Consider the following 17,411-nt stretch of genomic DNA (forward strand, 5'->3'; position numbering starts at 1 on the left):
ACTTGGACTAGGTTCAAATATCATTACATCTTATGCGACAGGTAAAGAATAATGCCTACTCTCTATACTAAAAGCCGACCATGTTGATTTCTTCAATTTGTTTCATAGGAACTGATACAGGTCTCGGTTTACTTGCCACTTTGATGATTACCATTTCATTTTGGTAATCTTCAATCAATCCTACATATTTTTTTCGTTCTGTGATTATTTCACATTTAACTCTTGGGACATGGAAAGGCATAGAAGCAAAATAGATCACTTTTTCCAGTATGGTCATCTCTTTAAATTTTTTATTCTCCAATTGTTTCTTTGAGATATACTGACTCGGAATATCTTGAGACTGCTGTGGCTTATCATAGGCACTGACAGAATGATAATGTGACTGCATGCTTCGCTTCGGTTCTGCCAAATCCGGTTGCGTAATATATAACTTTGGTAATTCGCGCTTTTCACTGATGGAGTCCATCTTCACTACCTCCCTATAACACTGCATAGTTATATATATGACAACCGTCTAGGTCTTGTGAAAAAAAATCAACACCTATTTACGGAAAACAAGGCTTCCGTCTATACGAATAGCCAACTCTTTCATAGATTAATTAGTGTTAACGAAATCTTTTCAAAAGAGGAGTGTAGTGTAATGGGAAGAAATTCCGGATGTAATGATGATAATGTAGCAGGAATTAGTAATGGCAAAGACTGTGTTTGTGACGTTGTCCGCGCGATTGCTGATGCACAAGATAACGTTGTAGACCAACAGTGTGATGTTAGCTGTTCACGTTCAATCCAAGATTTAGTATCACCAGTAAGAGGTAATGGCTTAGATACAGTACCATTTATTTTATATGATAAAAAAGGTAAGCCGTTCAAAGGATTTGGAGCTGAAGTTGATGCAAACGGTGGACCTGCTCGATTCGATTGCTTCAGCAGTTTTATTTTCCGCGTAACAGAAGTGGATGATGATGAGTGCTGTGCAGTATTGGAACTATTAGTGTTTGACAACGATGAGAAAACTTGCGGCGATCCTTGTGAGCAATTGGATAACGAGAAAGTTGATGAATTAGAGCGTACTGGTATTTGTATTACAGTAGACTTAAATTGCTTCTGTGCTATTACTTGCTTACCTGCTGTTTCTGTACTTTAATAATCCGTTCGACCCTCTTCCAGCGAAAAAAGCTGGAAGAGTTTTTTTGATTTTTGTACCATATTACTTGAATTTTTCCGCTAATATCTGATAAACTCCGACACGTTGTGTAAAAAAAGATGAATATTTCGCGAAAAATAGGGTAAAGTATATTGTGCACTAATACACAAAACACATTTTTTGGAAAGGATGTTAGAATGAAAAAGGTTACAAAGGTATTTTATATTTCTCTTGCTATTTCAGTGTTATTTATTATTTGGGGGTTAATTCCTAAAGATGCATTACCTGAATGGAACCTCGATCATGTCACTTCTCTTATTCAAGGTTTTCTAGTGACACGCTTTGGTTGGTTCTATTTATTAGTTACAACTGCTTTTTTAATTTTTGCGATATTTTTAATTGTCTCTAAATATGGAAACATTGTGCTTGGAAAAGATGAAGACAAGCCTGAATATAATTACTTAACTTGGTTCGGTATGTTATTTAGTGCCGGTATGGGGATCGGACTTGTATTCTGGGGTGCAGCAGAACCAATCAGGCACCTGCACGAGCCACCATATCCAACAGGGACTGAAGCAGCGGCAGCACGTGTTGCAATGCAACATAGTTTCTTCCACTGGGGCTTTCATCCATGGGCGGTTTATGCCACACTAGCATTAGCGCTAGCTTACTTTCAATTCAGAAAGGACGAGCCCGGTTTAATTAGTAGTACATTGAAACCACTATATGGTGACAAAATGAATGGGGGTTATGGTACATTAATAAACGTTATTGCTGTATTTGCTACTGTTTTTGGTGTTGCTACCTCACTCGGTCTTGGTGCACAACAAATAGGTAGTGGTTTAGAATTTATCTCAGATAATATTTCTAATACCATTAATACACAACTCATTATTATTGCAGCCGTAACAGTCTTATATATGTTGTCAGCATTAACTGGCTTGAATAAAGGTATTAAAATTTTAAGTACAACTAATATTATTGTTGCGATTCTATTAATGTTATTCTTACTATTTACTGGACCGACGAATTTCATTATGAATTTCTTCACAACAACTTTAGGTTCTTATATTTCTAATCTACCTGAAATGAGCTTTCGTATGGCACCATTCAATGAAGAAAATGCGCACTGGTTAGAAGATTGGACGATTTTCTACTGGGCATGGTGGATTGCATGGGCTCCATTCGTCGGTATGTTTATCGCACGTGTATCCCGTGGACGTACGGTTAGAGAGTTCGTTGTTGGTGTCTTGTTAGTGCCTACCATTTTTGGTGCGCTATGGTTTAGTGTATTTGGTGGATCAGCAATTCACTTAGAAATGAACCAAAATATAGATATTTTTAATATCATAAATGAGTCCGGCTCTGAAGCGGCATTGTTTACCGTTTTAGAAAACTTTCCTCTAAGCACATTTATGTCGGTGCTAGCCGTGTTACTGATCAGTACATTCTTTATTACATCAGCTGACTCAGCAACTTTTGTTCTTGGTATGCAAACTACTAACGGTGAATTAAATCCGGATATCTCGGTTAAAGTTGCATGGGGTATTGTTCAATCAGGTACAGCTGCTGTATTATTGTGGCAAGGTGGTTTAGGAGCATTACAAACTGCCTCGATCATAGCAGCATTCCCGTTTGCCATCATCTTGATTATGGTTACTTACTCGCTATTTAAAGCCTTTAAAGAGGAAGCACGACTTTATACATTGAAAAGAAGAAAAAGAGAAGGAAAAAGGTAAAGAGAAAGGCTATCTCCTTTGTGAGATAGCCTTTTATGTGTCCAAAAAGCGTTGTCTGTCTTCGGGTTTTGGAAGCATACATTGATTTTTTTTACCAAACCAACGATAGCGATTATTGGCAAGGATGTTATAGAATATATCACGAATCGGTTTTGGTATAATAAGGAATATCGATAAGAGTTGATAAGCTCCTTTAAGTTCTTTAGCAATACGTAAAGCTGCCGTGGATTTTGTATAAACACGGTCTTTTTCAATAAGTACCATGCTGTCCATGTCCTGTGAAACTTGATATTTTGTTAATAATTGTTGGCCTACGTCACTTTGTAACGATGCGAATTGGAACTTGTGTACGGGGTCTCTCTTGATAATAAACTGCACACTGCTACTGCAGAAATTACAGACCCCATCAAATAAAATAATTCTTTGCATATATAGCACCTCTTGTGTAAAATATATCAGATTTTACTATATAAATACAAAAGGTACTGCTTAGTACAACAGTTCTCCCTAATAGAAAAATCACTCATAAACGAATGGGAGATAAGAATTGATGATCAATAAATCTTGGTTTGCTCGATTGGTAGCACCATTACATTTAGTCTAAGCCAAATTTAAACCCGTTTCTTTAAAGAAACGGGTTTAAACATTATTGACTATAAAGATTCTAAACATATTCTAATAATTGTTGTAGTTCTTCTACATATTCTGTTGATCCTGTTACGACTAATCGATCATCCAACCTTAATTCTGTGTCCCCATGTGGAACAATGGAATCCTTGCCACGGAAAATACGTACCATGATTACATCACCCGTAAATGGAAACTCTCGTAAAAGCGTACTATCGTAATTGGCATTATTCATGTTAATCTCGTACAATGCACTGTCCTGTTGTGTAAAGATGTTCACAACATTTGGCGATTCAATTAATGCCTTCAACACTGTTTTTGAAGATAGCAATACCGAGAAAACATCGATACCAATTTCCTGTAGCCTTTTTTCGATAGCTGGAATTTCAATACGAGCAATAATTCTTTCAACACCCTGCTCTTTAGCATAGGTAGCAATTTCTTCATTTTTGTATTCATCCCCGGTCGAGACCACCACTATATCATGCTCAAATACACCTGCTTCTTCCAATGTTGCCAGATCATAATTATCAAGTTCATTAATATCGAAAATGGAGCGACCATTTTTAACATCGAATTTTTCCTGTTTCGTATGGAACAAGTGTGTCTCGTATTCTTTTGGATCCAATTCACGTACTACCGGAATGGTTGCCTGATTGGTACCAATGAAAGAAACTGTCTGCTGATAGTCTGCTTCTTCTTGATTCTCATAATATTTTTTAAAAAATGACGGTGTAATGATACAGGATAACACTGCCACTAACACTAAAGCTCCGTGCATTTCACTTGAAAAGATCTCTAGTCGTTCTCCAATCGTTGCTGCAGCAATGACTAATGACAATGTAGAAGTCAATAGCATGCTTGCGGCCACCACTGTTTTGGTATCATACCATTTTTTCAAAATAGCCACTGGAATGACTTTTGAAATCAGCAGAGCGATAAATAATAATGGGATCAAGGCTAATACTTTGGGTTCATCAAACAATGCCCATAAATCCAAATCTACCCCAACCATTACAAAGAAAATCGGAATTAGAAAGCCATAGCCAAAGCTGTCTAGTTTTTGTACTAATTCCTGATTTGGTGCTAATAACGATACTAACGCACCAGCTAAAAAGGCCCCAAGAATATTTTCCGCTCCTACCGATTCTGATAAGGCCACAAGGAAAATAATTAACGTAAACACTGCCCTTGTCCCTATTTGAATCGTACCTTTTGACATTGTTTCGATAAAGGACTGATTCCGAAAATACTTGCCGACGAAATACAACAGTACACCGACACCAAATAAGATCAATAATAACCACATATTCCCGGATTCTTCACCATAGAAAGAAACAAATACAGCTAACAATATCATCGTAACCAGGTCGGCAATAACGGCAATTAATAATATTGTTTGTCCTACAGTTGTCTGCATCGCTTGTGCTTCTTTTAATGTAGGAACAACAACCCCTAATGAAATCGTAGAAATGATTAACGTCATAAAGTAAACATTATCGATAAATCCAAACAAGACAAACATAAAGGATAATAAGAACGACAAAATCAAAATGCCACCAAACACCATACTTGCTAACAAGACTGGATTGGGCATTTTTTTAGTCATATTTTTTTGATTTTTACGCTGTTTCTTACTGGAAAAAATCGAGAAATCTATTTCTAAACCGCTTAAAAACATCAAGAAAATAAAGCCTAATGTAGATAATGTTTTCAACCAATTACTCTCTTCAACAAGGTTAAATCCACTATTTCCAATGATTAAACCAACAATAATCTCTGCCACGACCACAGGAATCATTTTTAACCGGAATCTGTGTAACAGAATCGGCGTTAAAAATGCTGCGAGAATGACTATAACTAGTGAACTGACAGATTCACCGTGCTCCATATTACAGCACTCCTTTCCCTCTAAACTAAAAAGCTCATAAATGCTGTTGCTAATCCGAAATAGATAAATATTGAAATCAAGTCATTTAGTGTTGTGATAAACGGACCGGATGCAACAGCTGGGTCAATATTAAAACGGTGCATAACAAGTGGTACGAAAGCACCTGATATAGTTGCGACAAGTAAAGTTGCCATAATCGAAATACCTACAAGTATCCCTAAGAATAAATTTTGGTACCAAACTGCAACAAGTAATGTAATAATAACACCACATGAAACACCTGTAATTAAACCTGTTTTCGCTTCTTGCCAGATGACGGAGGCTTTACCCTTCTTCTCCATTTCACCTGTTGAAATACTTCTAACAGCTACAGCAAGTGCCTGTGTACCGGTGTTACCTGCCATACCTGCAATTAATGGAATAAAAATAGCTAAAATGGCTACTTGCTCCAGAGTAGCTTCAAATCTGCCGATAACCGTGGCTGTTAACATACCTAAGAATAAAAGAATAATAAGCCATGGCAACCTTTTTTTAGCGGATGAAATGGCAGTATCTCCACTTTTTTCGACTTCGGATATACCAGCTAATTTGGAGTAGTCATCACTTGCTTCTTCCTCCATAACGTCCATAATATCATCAACTGTGATAATTCCAAGCAAATGATCTTGAAAATCGACAACTGGAAGGGCTAAAAAGTCATAATCACGCATCATTTGTGCGATATCTTCCTGATCTTCTCCGACAGGGACAGAGACAACACGCTCACCCATTACATCTTGAATGAGCCAATCTCCTTCTGCTATAATTAAGTCTCTTAACGAAATAACACCGACAAGTTTTTTAAAGGAATCAACAACATAAATATAATAAATCGTCTCAGCAGCAGGCGCTTCTTTTCTTAAATGCCGCATCGCTTCTTTGACTGTCATTTCGGTATTAATGACAACAAATTCTGTTGTCATTATACTACCGGCTGTTTTCTCTTCATAATGCAGCAATTCTTTAATTTCTTCCGATGACTTTTTGTCCATTATCGTTAAAAAACTTGCCACTTTATTTTTATCTAATTCATTTAGAATATCTACCGCATCATCCGTTGACATATATTCCAATATTTTTGTTGCGAATGCTGGAACCATTTCAATGATGAATTCTTCAACAAAGTCTCGATCAACCTGTTCAATTACTTCAGCCATTTCTTCCGGGGATAGGTAGGTATAAATTAAAAAGCGGATCTCCTCATCTTGTTCTTCGAAAATCCTTGCTTGATCATATGGATGTAATTCTAAAAATTCCGCTCGAAATTGGTCGATTTGTTCATCGATTAATGCTTTCTGTATTTTTTCCCACATTTCCATTCGTTCATGCTGTTCTAAATGTTCCATTATTTCGCCCCCTATCTCTCGCTTGACTTATTCATTACATTTGGGATGTTAAAAGAATAACATAACTTGCAAAAAAAAACGCTAATTTTACACATTCTTATCAAAAGAAGATGTTACAATAATGAAGGGAAATAATTGTTTTTATTCTCAAAAAACCATTTATACACTATACTAGGAATAGACTATAATTTTCAAGAAAGAAAGGTCAATACATTATGTCGGAAAAAAATTCGAATGCAAAACTTGATTACTCGTTACTATTAATTATTATTTTACTTGCAATAATTAGTGTTTTTACTTTATATACATTGGATCCATATTTAAGCCAAAACTCTTTGTATCAAAATATGTACTTAAAACAAGTCGTCTGGTATATTGCCGGATCAATGGCCGTGGCCGTTATTATGATGTTTGATTATGATCGTTTTCGACAAGTGTCCTGGCTCCTGTATGGAATTGGGGTTCTATCTCTACTCATGCTTTATTTTCATTTTCCACCTGGCATAGCTAAAGAAGTTAAAGGGGCTTGGGGATGGTTTGAATTTCCAGTACTAGGGACAATTCAACCGGCAGAATTCATGAAAGTATTCTTGATTATTTTCATGGCTCATGTCATGGTAGCCCATAATGAAAAAAATCCAGAACATACCGTTTCAATGGATCTCTGGCTACTTTGTAAAATGGGAATCATTGCTTCGATCCCTATTGTATTACTTATTGAACAGCCAGATCTTGGTGGTGTTTTAGTACTAATCGCCATTACCGCCTTCATGGTGTTGGTATCAGGAATAAAATGGCGTATTATTCTAACGTTATTTTCCACATTTATTATCGGTCTCAGTACATTTATTTACCTGTACTTTACTTATACAGATAAAATGAATCAACTTTTATATGACAATGGACTTGATCACGTTGTTCAACGATTTCAAGGCTGGCTGTTTCCAGAAGAATACAGTAGTGAAGGGGCTTATCAAACATCACAAGCAATGCTGGCTATCGGTTCCGGGCAATTTTTCGGTAAAGGTATTGGCCAGTTTGAAAAGACACAATATGTCCCAGAAAACCATACAGATTATATTTTTACATCCATTTCAGAACAATTTGGTTTCTTTGGTTCCAGTGTCGTTATATTAATTTTCTTTTTATTAATTTACCGGTTAGTTAATGTCGCTCTAAAGTGTAAAGAACCGTTTGCCAGCTATATGGTAACCGGAATTATCGGTATGTTTACCTATCAAGTATTTCAAAACATCGGAATGTCACTTCAATTGCTCCCTGTGACTGGATTACCATTACCATTTATCAGTTATGGTGGTAGTTCGACACTTACTTATATGATTGCTATCGGAATCGTCTTGAGTGTCTTTTATCGTATAAAAACCTATATGTTTGACGAATCATAGAAGTAGACTAAACGGATAGGAGTTAATTCGATGAAATTAGATATTATAGGTGATATTCACGGATGCTATCAGGAGCTACAAACTCTACTTAAGGAATTAGGGTATAAATGGGAAAACGATCAATTCCATCATCCAGAAGATAGAACGCTCGCTTTTGTAGGAGATTTAACAGATCGAGGGCCTCGCTCCCTCGAAGTGATTCGGTTTGTCTATCAAATGGTTGTTGAACAAAAAAATGGCTATTATGTTCCAGGTAATCACTGTGATAAATTATATCGTTTCTTTCTCGGAAATAATGTGAAACAACAACATGGTTTGGAAACGACAGTAGCAGAATATAAACAACTGACTAAACAAGAAAAAGACGAAGTAAAACACATGATGATAACACTTTATGAGAATGCACCCTTATATCATGTGATTAATGAGTTACAAACCGTAATAGCACATGCAGGGATTCCTGAAAAATATATCGGCCTACACGGTAAGAAGGTAAAAACATTTGTCCTTTACGGAGATATTACTGGGGAGAAACTTGCTGATGGCAGACCGGTTCGCAAAGATTGGGCACAAGACTATCATGGGAACAGGTGGATTGTTTACGGGCATACCCCTGTTTTAGAACCTAGATTTGTGAATCAAACAGTAAACATTGATACTGGTTGTGTATTTGGTAATAAACTGACAGCCTTCCGCTTACCGGAAAAAGAAATAGTCAGTGTCAAATCCTCGCTGCCATTTGTAGAAGAGAAATTCAGGTATTAAAGTGTCTATATATATTTGGAGCAGTTCCTCCTAAGTAAATCAGTAACATTCATCTGGTTGGTATTTATTGATTTTGGTCTGATTTTACGTAATGGTTTGTTTCTCCTGACTTAAGATGATAAGAAAAAGTCACTACTATTCCAGAGGTTTAGTAGTGACTTCTTCTTTAAACTCTTGCAAGAATAGTTCTAAATCATTTGCAAGTGGAATTTCAAATTCCATTCGTTTCTTTGTGAGTGGGTGGTTAAACGCCAGCTTATGACAATGTAAGGCTTGTCGTTGAAGTTTAGTAGTATCCCCACCATATAAACTATCACCGATCAAAGGATGGCTAATCGAAGAGAAATGAACACGGATTTGATGGGTTCTACCCGTTTCTAATTGAATATCCAGCAACGAAATATCCGCCAACTCTTCTTTTACTTGATAGTGTGTAACAGCTCTTTTTCCGGTAGAAGCAACCAATCGTTCGATAATCGAATCCGGCGCTCTATCAATTGGATAATCCAGCACCCCTTCTTTCTCGGTAAGCTGACCAGCAATGATCGCTTGATAGTGTCTATTTACTTTTGCTTCGTGCTGCTCACTGAATAGGATCGAATGACTGTAACGATGTTTGGCAATTAATAATAAACCAGACGTATCACGATCTAATCTTGTTACCACGTGCACTGTGTAAGGAATTTGCTGCAGATTATAGTGATGAATAATTCCATTCGCAAGCGTATGACTTAGATGATGAGAAGACGGAATAGTTGCCATATGCGGCGCTTTATTCAACACCAGCACATCGTCATCTTCGTATACAATATCAAGCGGTATTGGTTCTGGTACTAATAACTCACTTCTTTTCTCTGGCGGAAAAATAACCTCAACCACATCACTGTCTAAAAGTTGATGACGGACATTTACATCACTGTTATTGACTAACAGTCTACCGCCCTCAAATTTAATTGCAGTTAAAATTCTGCGTGATATGCCTCTAACTTGTAATAGATATTCCCTTAACAATAAGCCCTCGTACTGCTTACTTATTTTCCACTTCAAATTATCCACCTACATTTTATTATGTTCTTTCATCAGAAATGAAGGAGTCGTGTACTCTTTTCCAAAAAGGAAAGGATCTAAACCTGGCAAAACGGATTTTTTCATCCGAGACACGACACTCAATTCGGTCAATATTGTCGTACATTTCGGTATAGTGGTCCACTGTAATTAAAAACCTTCTGTCATGATATAAAGGTAACAGTTCACATACATGATGTTTCGGTAAAATTAATGGAGAACCGATTGTACGATAGACACGATTATTAATTGACGCCATCTCTGTTATTTGTAAAGCATTAAGCGAAGGATGAAGGATTGCTCCACCTAACGCCTTATTATATGCAGTACTTCCTGATGGTGTAGATATACACAATCCATCACCACGGAAACGTTCAAAATGAGCTCCTTTAATATGAACATCCATTGCTACGGTTCCTTCTGCTGATTTTACCGAAGCTTCATTTAATGCCACGAATTGCTTATATTGATCATTATCAACCGGATGAATTTTTATGTCTAACAGTGGGTATTCCACCACTTCAAAAGGTTTCTTCGCGATTTCAATAATTAATTTCTCTACATCCTCCGGTACCCAATCTGCATAAAAGCCTAAATGACCTGTGTGAACCCCAATAAAGGCAGTATCCTTTAATCGGTGTTTATAGGTATGGAAAGCTTCCAGAAACGTGCCATCCCCGCCGACGGAAATAACAACTTCTGGCTCCTCTTCATCATATATAAGTGAAAAATCTGCTAGATATTGCTTCACTCTTGATTTAATCGCTTCTGATTTATGATCACTTCTTGACAGAATTGCAAAGCGCATGTTATTCCCCTCCATTACTTGTCATCGCTCTCCTTGTTGGTTTTGAAAATTCGTTGTGCTTCTTGAATTTCATCTTTTACCTTTGACATTTCCTCATCTAATTTAAATGCAGCCTCAGCCGCACGCTTTAGCCTTGTCCTAACCTTTTCAGGAATTCGACCATCGTATTTATAATTAAGAGAATGCTCATTTGTCGCCCAAAAATTCATTGCTAACGTGCGAATTTGAATTTCAGCAATAATTTTTCGCTCTCCATGAATCGTTTCCACTGGATAAGAGATAATTAAGTGATAAGAACGGTAACCACTTTCCTTCTTATGGTTAATATAATCTCTCTCTTCTATTACCTCAAAATCATTCCGATATTTCAAGCGTTCCACGATATCATATATATCGTCGACAAATTGACAAACAACACGAACTCCTGCTATATCCTGTAGTTCCTCTTCTATATTATCAATATGTATGTGTTTACGTTTCATCTTATCTTTAATACTTGATACCGGTTTAACTCTGGCTGTCACAAATTCAATCGGTGAGTGACTGGACTCAAATTCAAATTGAGTTCGCATTCCTTTCAGTTTAACCTTTAATTCTTCAACCACCTGTGCGTAAGGTGCCAAGAAGTTTCTCCAATTCATGTCTTGCACCACCTATGTTAACATTATCTGCATTTATTTTATCATATATCCTGCTAAAGAAGTAATCTTTACCATTTTCGTTATTTTTGCTTTTTTGTCTGAAATACTTCAGAATATAATAGCAAGAAAGGGTGAAGTGTATGTCACAAGAAATTGAGATTGAATTTAAAAACCTTTTAACGAAAGATGAATATCAGCAATTAGTTACACATTTTCGTTCATATGAACTGACGGAGATAGAACAAAAAAATTACTACTTTGAAACACCAGACTTCCAATTAAAGCAGCACCATGCAGCACTTCGCATCAGAGAAAAAAAGGAAAAATTTCAATTAACACTAAAACAGCCAAACCCAAATGGTGCCGGTTTATTAGAAACGCATTGTGATATAACAACAGATGAAGCTCAACAATGGATCAACGGGCATATTATTTTAAAAGATGAAATAGCGAAAGCTCTTAGTGCTATAAGTATTAACATGCAGAATTTAAAATACGGTGGAATGTTGGAAACGTATCGTTTGGAATGTACGTATGATAGCACAACTATTGTCCTCGACAAAAGTCATTATAACGATCATACGGACTATGAATTAGAATTAGAAGCGGAAGATGAACAACATGGAATGACAGTTTTCAAGGAGCTTTTATCTTCTCATCAAATTCCAAAACGGAAAACCGCAAATAAAATTGAACGATTTTATCAAACATTAAAGATGTAAATTTCAAACTATAAAGTGAGACTATGATCATTAGCGAAACTTATCAGGGTGTTAGCGTCTGTTATCCCCCACTTAGCTTCCTTGTGTTACTTGAAGCTTGAAGTGGGAGTCTTACAGACGATTAAGTGAGACTTCCACCAGTCGGGGTTTTATGGACAAATAGCACCCTGATAATGTTTTACTACTGAACTGTTCAATAACAGTTGAATGCTTACAGCTTAAAGGGTTAAACTACTAAAACACATAAGTTGCTAGTTCTATGTAAACACTGTTACAATATAGTAACATAAAGAGAGAAATAGTTAGTAACATGAAATGAAAGGTTTGGAGGAATATGAGAGAAGAAGCGGGCTCCATTTATGAAGCGATTGGTGGACAGGAAAAAATTGAGGAATTAGTTGAGGCTTTTTACGCACGAGTGTCTAAACATCCTGATCTAATTCCAATCTTCCCAGAGGATTTTACTGAAGTGGCACGGAAACAAAAGCAATTTTTAACTCAATTTTTTGGTGGTCCACCGTTATATATACAAGAACATGGGCATCCTATGCTAAGAAAGCGTCATTTACGCTTTCCAATTACTCCAACTAGGAGAGACGCTTGGCTTTCCTGCATGGAGGATGCACTAGAAGAAGCAAATATTGAGGAACCATTTCGAAGTGCTATGTTTGATCGGCTTACCCTTACGGCCAATCACATGATGAATACGCCTGAAGAGAAAGGAGAATCATTGTGAATTGGAATTCTGCCGGATCTTGGCAACCTCAAGATCGAAACCAAACAGCGCATTATCACTTTATCGATGTATTAAAGAAACCAATTGAAATATATGTATTTATTGATCCACTCTGTCCTGAATGTTGGTCTCTGGAACCATATTTAAAGAAACTTTCGATTGAGTACGGACGGTTTTTTACGATAAGAACGGTTCTAAGCGGTCAATTAACGAACTTGCATAAAGATAAATTTGAGAAGCCGAGAAGATTAAAGGATATATGGGAAAAAACCGCTAGTCGAACTGGCATGAGTTGTGATGGCGATCTCTGGATTGAAAACCCTATTCATTATCCATGGCTTGCTTCCATTGCAATAAAAGCGGCAGAATTACAAGGGAAAAAGAACGGTAAACGATTTTTACGCAAATTACAGGAGCTTGCCTTTTTAGATAAACAAGATATTTCACAAGAAGAAGTATTATTGGGTTGTGCTAGAAAGGTACATCTGGATATTGATGAATTTCGTGAAGATCTTTATTCAAAATCGTCCAAAAAAGCTTTGCAATGTGATTTGAAAATTACTAAAGAAATGGACGTTGAATATATTCCAACCATGGTTTTCTTTAATGAGTCTGAAGACGATGCAGGCTTAAAAATTTCTGGTATTTATCCTTATGAAATTTATGTCAAAGTTCTGAAGCAAATGTTGCAAAAAGAACCACTTCCAGCAAAGAAGCCTAAATTATTGGAGTTCTTATCTCATTATGATTTTGTTGGAACAAAAGAAATAGCAGTTGTCTATGATTGGTCGATGGAAAAAGCAGAAAAAGAAATGAAAAAGTTACAGCTTAAACAGCTAGTTGAAAAGGTACCGGTGAAGTTTGGTTACTTCTGGAAATATGCTAAATAAGAAAAGCTTAATCTTCTCATAGTAACGTAGAGGTGAGATATGAGGTAGACATCTAAGCTTATACTTCCTTTATAACTTTAGCAAAGAGGACATGTTTACGTGACATATCCTCTTTTGCTTTACCTATTACTAGATAAGGGATGGGAGAAAGTTACAGGTCAAACAAAGGGGTTTTTTGTTTACCTTACCTTTACTATACCAAGCGTTGAAGGCGGCTGACAATAGTTTTGTGCATAAATTCACAAAATTTTCACACTTCTACACTACAAAGTAATGAATATGATAGAGTATAGTTGATTTATCAGTTACCTTTCCATAATCTCTGATAACTCTATTTTGGAGGTGGTTTCATAAATGAAAGTAATACTATTCATACTGCCTGTTTTTGCGTTTATACTTAATATTTTTGGATTAATGCGAATGATTCCGATCTATTTTACCGTACCACTATTATTTGTCACAATTTACATGACTGTATACTTTTGGCGTGACAAAAAACAATTTAAAGGATTTCAAAAGGCCACCAGATAAGGTGGCCTTTTTTCTTAGTTTACCTAGCTCCACTAAATGGGTATACAAAGTTTTGCTTAGTTAACTTGATCTAATAATTTTTCCATCTCATCAAGCTTGTCTTCAAATACTTTTAATGCATTGGTCACAGGGGTTTTTTCGGTCATGTCAACACCTGCTTTTTTCAACACTTCGATAGGATCGTCACTGCTTCCTGCTTGTAAGTAACCAAGATAACGTTCTACTGCTGGTTCTTTTTCTTCTAAAATTTGAGCGGCTAATGACTGAGCTGCTGCATAGCCTGTCGCATATTGATAGACATAATAATTGTAGTAAAAGTGTGGGATACGTGACCATTCTAATCCGATTTCTTCGTCTACTATCAGGTCATCCCCAAAGTACTTTTTGTTCAATTCATAGTACAGTTCCGTTAAGCGATCGGCTGTTAGTGCTTCCCCGTCCTGTGACAATACATGAATCATATGCTCGAATTCGGCAAACATGGTCTGTCTGAATACAGTTCCACGGAATCCTTCTAAAAAGTGATTAAGCAAGAATAATTTTTCTTTTGGATCATTTGTTTTTTCTACTAAATAATTATTCAGTAACGCTTCATTACAAGTAGAAGCTACTTCTGCTACAAAAATCGAATAGTTCCCATAACGGTATGGCTGGTGTTTATGTGTGTAATAACTATGCATGGAGTGGCCTAACTCATGTGCTAGCGTAAATAAGTTATTTAAGTTGTCCTGCCAATTCATGAGAATGTAGGGGTTTGTACTATAGGCACCAGAAGAATATGCACCACTACGCTTACCTTTGTTCTCCTCCACATCAATCCAGCGTTCATTGAATGCCCTTTGCATGACGTTTAAGTAATCTTCTCCTAAAGGTTTTAACGCCTCTGTCACTGTTTTTTGCGCTTCTTCAAAAGTGAATGACATATCAACATCTTTCACTAATGGTGTATACAGATCATACATGTGCAATTCTTTTATGTCTAACACCTTTTTTCTTAAAGCTATATATCGCTGTAGTAATGGCAACCCTTCGTGAATTGCTTCAACCAAATTATCATATACTTTCTCGGGGATATTATTTTTATTCAAAGCGGCTTGTCTTGAAGAATCATAGTTACGGATTTTGGCATAGAAATTATCTTTTTTAACAACACCTTGTAATGTTGAAGCAAATGTATTCTTTAAACTGCCATATGTTTCATACATTGCTTTGAAAGCATCACGGCGCACGCGCTGCTCATTGGATTCAAGGAAATTAATAAAGCGGCCATGTGTTAAATCCACTTCATCTCCTTGTTCATTTTTTACAGATGGAAAGGTTAAATCAGCATTGTTAAGCATACTGAAAGTTTGTGACGGGTTATCCGTTACTTCTGATGCTTCGGCTAATAGGATTTCTTCTTTTTCTGTTAGAACATGCGGACGCTGACGATTAATTTCATCTAATGTATGTTTATATAACCGTAAGTCTTCATGACCCTCTAAATATTGTGTTAACGTTTGCTCGTCCAATTTTAAGATCTCTGGCGTTATGAAACTCATCTTACTGGAAGCTTGTGTAATCAAATTCTCCGCCTTACCATTCATTGCTTGATAGAAAGAGTTTGTCGTATCCTGATCATAACGCATATGCGCGTATGTATAGAGTTTACTTAGACGATCCGATACTTCATCTTGTAATTGTAATAATTGATATACTTTCTCTGCACCATCCTCCAATTTCCCTTGAAATTCCTCAAATTTAGGTAATAATGCTTTTGTTTCTTCCCATTCTTTGTCCCACTCTTCATTTGTCGCAAAAATATCCTCTAATTTCCATGTTAGCTTTTCAGGTATTTCTTCGCGGTTCGGTAGTGATTTCTGAGCTTTGGCCATGTGAATTCCTCCTTCATTGTTACTATGATCTTATTATAACTTATTTGCCTATTATTCATACAGTAGTTCGATTTACTTGATAATTAGCTTCAGAGACCCCCTTTAAAATACCTATACGCACTAATAGTTGTAAATATTCACTAACTGGGTGATTTGTAGTCTGAATTAAAGAAAAATTATCTGCAGGATGGTAATGATCACGAAGAAGATGCATCGCTTGGCTGATTGTGAAAAATTCTTTTATTAAAATGAGATCAACGTAGAGTCTGGATTGCCATATCCATGGTGGGCTCTTCATCAGATATTGCGTAGTGATGGGAAGATAAATGAAGGAAGGTAAAGATAGTATATTTAATTGATGAAGGTATAGCCATTGTCGCCATTTAGTCTCTTCTCGCTGATAATAAGGAACCGGACGATTACGCCACTTTTCTTTTTGTTTATTCCAATATTTGTTGAATAATTTTTTATTGCAATATCTTGGTCGAAATAGATCTGACCATACCAGTGATGTTAACGGAGATATATGCAATGCTCCAAATACCTTAGTTTTCGATAAAAAGATCAAATCTTGATAGATAATCAAACGTTTCGTATTGGAACAATAATAAAATATGCTTGTTGGTAATGATGGATGGAATTGATGCAGGAAAGCATGATCATTAGAAGGAATATTGAGGGAATGTGTGCCTCGTCTCTGTAATTTGTTAGCTCCAAGTATCCAAATTGGAATAACACCTATGGAACGGTATCCTGCAGTTCTCTGACAAATTTCCTGTATAGAAATAGCAGCACATTGATATTCAATTGCAATTCTTTTCTTTTTTAGCTCTAAGTAAACATCGGCTCTTTGCCTAATATCGGGAAAATAATGCTCTAATGCTACTTGATAACCTTGTTCATGTAACCATAAATAAATATCCTTTTTTCCATTTTCATGATAGCTGCCTTCACCGGATAGAGTGCAATTACTTTTGCTGTGGTGAGCAAAATGCGGTGTGTTTTTCATCCCTGCTTTGATCATTAATGGCTCACTACAGTCTGGGCAGAAAAATCTTTCTTTTCTCTTTTGCTTAATTTCGTCACGATTCATTTTCCAAATAGGGACAAGCTCTCCTACTTGATTTACTGCTTGTAACATAAAAATCACCTCCATGTAATTATAATTCTACAAAGAGGTGATTTTT

At 36.4% G+C, this 17,411-nt stretch carries 17 protein-coding genes; 8 read left to right on the plus strand and 9 right to left on the minus strand.

What is annotated here, in order from left to right; genetic code table 11:
• Positions 1–67: 67 nt before the first annotated feature.
• On the minus strand, positions 68–466 hold the full coding sequence (locus tag BM121_RS00860) for a CotO family spore coat protein (RefSeq protein WP_175495263.1): 399 nt from the start codon (positions 464–466) through the stop codon (positions 68–70).
• A 174-nt stretch (positions 467–640) separates the two neighbouring features.
• On the opposite strand from BM121_RS00860, the gene BM121_RS00865 reads away from it, so the two are divergent.
• Together BM121_RS00865 and BM121_RS00870 are read left to right on the plus strand one after the other, a co-directional pair.
• A complete protein-coding gene (locus BM121_RS00865) occupies positions 641–1,144 on the plus strand; it encodes a CotY/CotZ family spore coat protein (protein ID WP_091479750.1) in 504 nt (167 codons plus the stop codon).
• Between the two features lie 197 nt (positions 1,145–1,341).
• Positions 1,342–2,883 carry a glycine betaine uptake BCCT transporter gene (locus BM121_RS00870; protein WP_091479753.1) on the plus strand — a complete coding sequence of 514 codons (1,542 nt, stop codon included), beginning with the start codon at positions 1,342–1,344 and terminating at the stop codon, positions 2,881–2,883.
• Between the two features lie 33 nt (positions 2,884–2,916).
• Here the strand turns inward: BM121_RS00870 and BM121_RS00875 are convergent, their stop codons facing one another.
• From BM121_RS00875 to mgtE, 3 genes are all read right to left on the minus strand, one after another.
• Positions 2,917–3,312 carry a thiol-disulfide oxidoreductase DCC family protein gene (locus BM121_RS00875; RefSeq protein WP_091479756.1) on the minus strand — a complete coding sequence of 132 codons (396 nt, stop codon included), beginning with the start codon at positions 3,310–3,312 and terminating at the stop codon, positions 2,917–2,919.
• A 235-nt stretch (positions 3,313–3,547) separates the two neighbouring features.
• Positions 3,548–5,401 carry a monovalent cation:proton antiporter family protein gene (locus BM121_RS00880; protein ID WP_091479759.1) on the minus strand — a complete coding sequence of 618 codons (1,854 nt, stop codon included), beginning with the start codon at positions 5,399–5,401 and terminating at the stop codon, positions 3,548–3,550.
• A gap of 20 nt (positions 5,402–5,421) precedes the next feature.
• Positions 5,422–6,786: a magnesium transporter gene (mgtE, locus tag BM121_RS00885; RefSeq protein ID WP_091479762.1), complete on the minus strand. Its 1,365-nt coding sequence runs from the start codon at positions 6,784–6,786 to the stop codon at positions 5,422–5,424.
• Between the two features lie 215 nt (positions 6,787–7,001).
• On the opposite strand from mgtE, the gene BM121_RS00890 reads away from it, so the two are divergent.
• A complete protein-coding gene (locus tag BM121_RS00890; protein WP_091479765.1) occupies positions 7,002–8,192 on the plus strand; it encodes an FtsW/RodA/SpoVE family cell cycle protein in 1,191 nt (396 codons plus the stop codon).
• Between the two features lie 30 nt (positions 8,193–8,222).
• Complete coding sequence (gene prpE, locus BM121_RS00895) at positions 8,223–8,957, plus strand: bis(5'-nucleosyl)-tetraphosphatase PrpE (RefSeq protein ID WP_091479767.1); 735 nt, start codon at positions 8,223–8,225, stop codon at positions 8,955–8,957.
• A 135-nt stretch (positions 8,958–9,092) separates the two neighbouring features.
• On the opposite strand, the gene BM121_RS00900 is transcribed toward prpE, so the two are convergent.
• The 3 genes from BM121_RS00900 to yjbM are packed head-to-tail and all read right to left on the minus strand — an operon-like array spanning position 9,093 to position 11,471.
• Positions 9,093–10,013 carry an RluA family pseudouridine synthase gene (locus BM121_RS00900; protein ID WP_342714377.1) on the minus strand — a complete coding sequence of 307 codons (921 nt, stop codon included), beginning with the start codon at positions 10,011–10,013 and terminating at the stop codon, positions 9,093–9,095.
• 10 nt (positions 10,014–10,023) lie between these two features.
• Positions 10,024–10,830, minus strand: coding sequence for an NAD kinase (locus BM121_RS00905; RefSeq protein WP_091479774.1), 807 nt, complete (start codon positions 10,828–10,830; stop codon positions 10,024–10,026).
• Positions 10,831–10,844: 14 nt separating this feature from the next.
• Positions 10,845–11,471, minus strand: a complete 627-nt coding sequence (gene yjbM, locus BM121_RS00910) for a GTP diphosphokinase (RefSeq protein WP_091479776.1) — start codon at positions 11,469–11,471, stop codon at positions 10,845–10,847.
• A gap of 140 nt (positions 11,472–11,611) precedes the next feature.
• On the opposite strand from yjbM, the gene BM121_RS00915 reads away from it, so the two are divergent.
• The 4 genes from BM121_RS00915 (at position 11,612) to BM121_RS21885 (ending at position 14,350) form a co-directional block, all read left to right on the plus strand.
• On the plus strand, positions 11,612–12,193 hold the full coding sequence (locus BM121_RS00915) for a CYTH domain-containing protein (RefSeq protein ID WP_091479778.1): 582 nt from the start codon (positions 11,612–11,614) through the stop codon (positions 12,191–12,193).
• A gap of 334 nt (positions 12,194–12,527) precedes the next feature.
• Positions 12,528–12,929: a globin domain-containing protein gene (locus BM121_RS00920; RefSeq protein ID WP_091479782.1), complete on the plus strand. Its 402-nt coding sequence runs from the start codon at positions 12,528–12,530 to the stop codon at positions 12,927–12,929.
• On the plus strand, positions 12,926–13,819 hold the full coding sequence (locus tag BM121_RS00925; protein ID WP_091479785.1) for a ClpXP adapter SpxH family protein: 894 nt from the start codon (positions 12,926–12,928) through the stop codon (positions 13,817–13,819). The genes BM121_RS00920 and BM121_RS00925 overlap by 4 nt, the downstream gene beginning before the upstream one ends.
• A gap of 354 nt (positions 13,820–14,173) precedes the next feature.
• On the plus strand, positions 14,174–14,350 hold the full coding sequence (locus tag BM121_RS21885; RefSeq protein ID WP_175495264.1) for a hypothetical protein: 177 nt from the start codon (positions 14,174–14,176) through the stop codon (positions 14,348–14,350).
• A gap of 56 nt (positions 14,351–14,406) precedes the next feature.
• On the opposite strand, the gene pepF is transcribed toward BM121_RS21885, so the two are convergent.
• Positions 14,407–16,224: an oligoendopeptidase F gene (gene pepF, locus BM121_RS00930; protein ID WP_091479788.1), complete on the minus strand. Its 1,818-nt coding sequence runs from the start codon at positions 16,222–16,224 to the stop codon at positions 14,407–14,409.
• Positions 16,225–16,279: 55 nt separating this feature from the next.
• On the minus strand, positions 16,280–17,365 hold the full coding sequence (locus BM121_RS00935) for a competence protein CoiA (protein ID WP_175495265.1): 1,086 nt from the start codon (positions 17,363–17,365) through the stop codon (positions 16,280–16,282).
• Positions 17,366–17,411 lie beyond the last annotated feature (46 nt).

Source organism: Gracilibacillus orientalis (assembly GCF_900114645.1).
In the GTDB taxonomy this organism is placed as follows: domain Bacteria; phylum Bacillota; class Bacilli; order Bacillales; family Amphibacillaceae; genus Gracilibacillus; species Gracilibacillus orientalis.

What these genes read in the sequence shown, in the direction of transcription:
- BM121_RS00920 (WP_091479782.1), top strand. Translation starts at nt 12,528, where the DNA reads ATGAGAGAAGAAGCGGGCTCCATTTATGAAGCGATTGGTGGACAGGAA.
- BM121_RS00935 (WP_175495265.1), bottom strand. Translation starts at nt 17,365, where the DNA reads ATGTTACAAGCAGTAAATCAAGTAGGAGAGCTTGTCCCTATTTGGAAA.
- prpE (WP_091479767.1), top strand. Translation starts at nt 8,223, where the DNA reads ATGAAATTAGATATTATAGGTGATATTCACGGATGCTATCAGGAGCTA.
- BM121_RS00870 (WP_091479753.1), top strand. Translation starts at nt 1,342, where the DNA reads ATGAAAAAGGTTACAAAGGTATTTTATATTTCTCTTGCTATTTCAGTG.
- yjbM (WP_091479776.1), bottom strand. Translation starts at nt 11,471, where the DNA reads ATGAATTGGAGAAACTTCTTGGCACCTTACGCACAGGTGGTTGAAGAA.
- BM121_RS00875 (WP_091479756.1), bottom strand. Translation starts at nt 3,312, where the DNA reads ATGCAAAGAATTATTTTATTTGATGGGGTCTGTAATTTCTGCAGTAGC.
- BM121_RS00860 (WP_175495263.1), bottom strand. Translation starts at nt 466, where the DNA reads ATGGACTCCATCAGTGAAAAGCGCGAATTACCAAAGTTATATATTACG.
- BM121_RS00865 (WP_091479750.1), top strand. Translation starts at nt 641, where the DNA reads ATGGGAAGAAATTCCGGATGTAATGATGATAATGTAGCAGGAATTAGT.
- mgtE (WP_091479762.1), bottom strand. Translation starts at nt 6,786, where the DNA reads ATGGAACATTTAGAACAGCATGAACGAATGGAAATGTGGGAAAAAATA.
- BM121_RS00880 (WP_091479759.1), bottom strand. Translation starts at nt 5,401, where the DNA reads ATGGAGCACGGTGAATCTGTCAGTTCACTAGTTATAGTCATTCTCGCA.
- BM121_RS00890 (WP_091479765.1), top strand. Translation starts at nt 7,002, where the DNA reads ATGTCGGAAAAAAATTCGAATGCAAAACTTGATTACTCGTTACTATTA.
- pepF (WP_091479788.1), bottom strand. Translation starts at nt 16,224, where the DNA reads ATGGCCAAAGCTCAGAAATCACTACCGAACCGCGAAGAAATACCTGAA.
- BM121_RS00905 (WP_091479774.1), bottom strand. Translation starts at nt 10,830, where the DNA reads ATGCGCTTTGCAATTCTGTCAAGAAGTGATCATAAATCAGAAGCGATT.
- BM121_RS21885 (WP_175495264.1), top strand. Translation starts at nt 14,174, where the DNA reads ATGAAAGTAATACTATTCATACTGCCTGTTTTTGCGTTTATACTTAAT.
- BM121_RS00915 (WP_091479778.1), top strand. Translation starts at nt 11,612, where the DNA reads ATGTCACAAGAAATTGAGATTGAATTTAAAAACCTTTTAACGAAAGAT.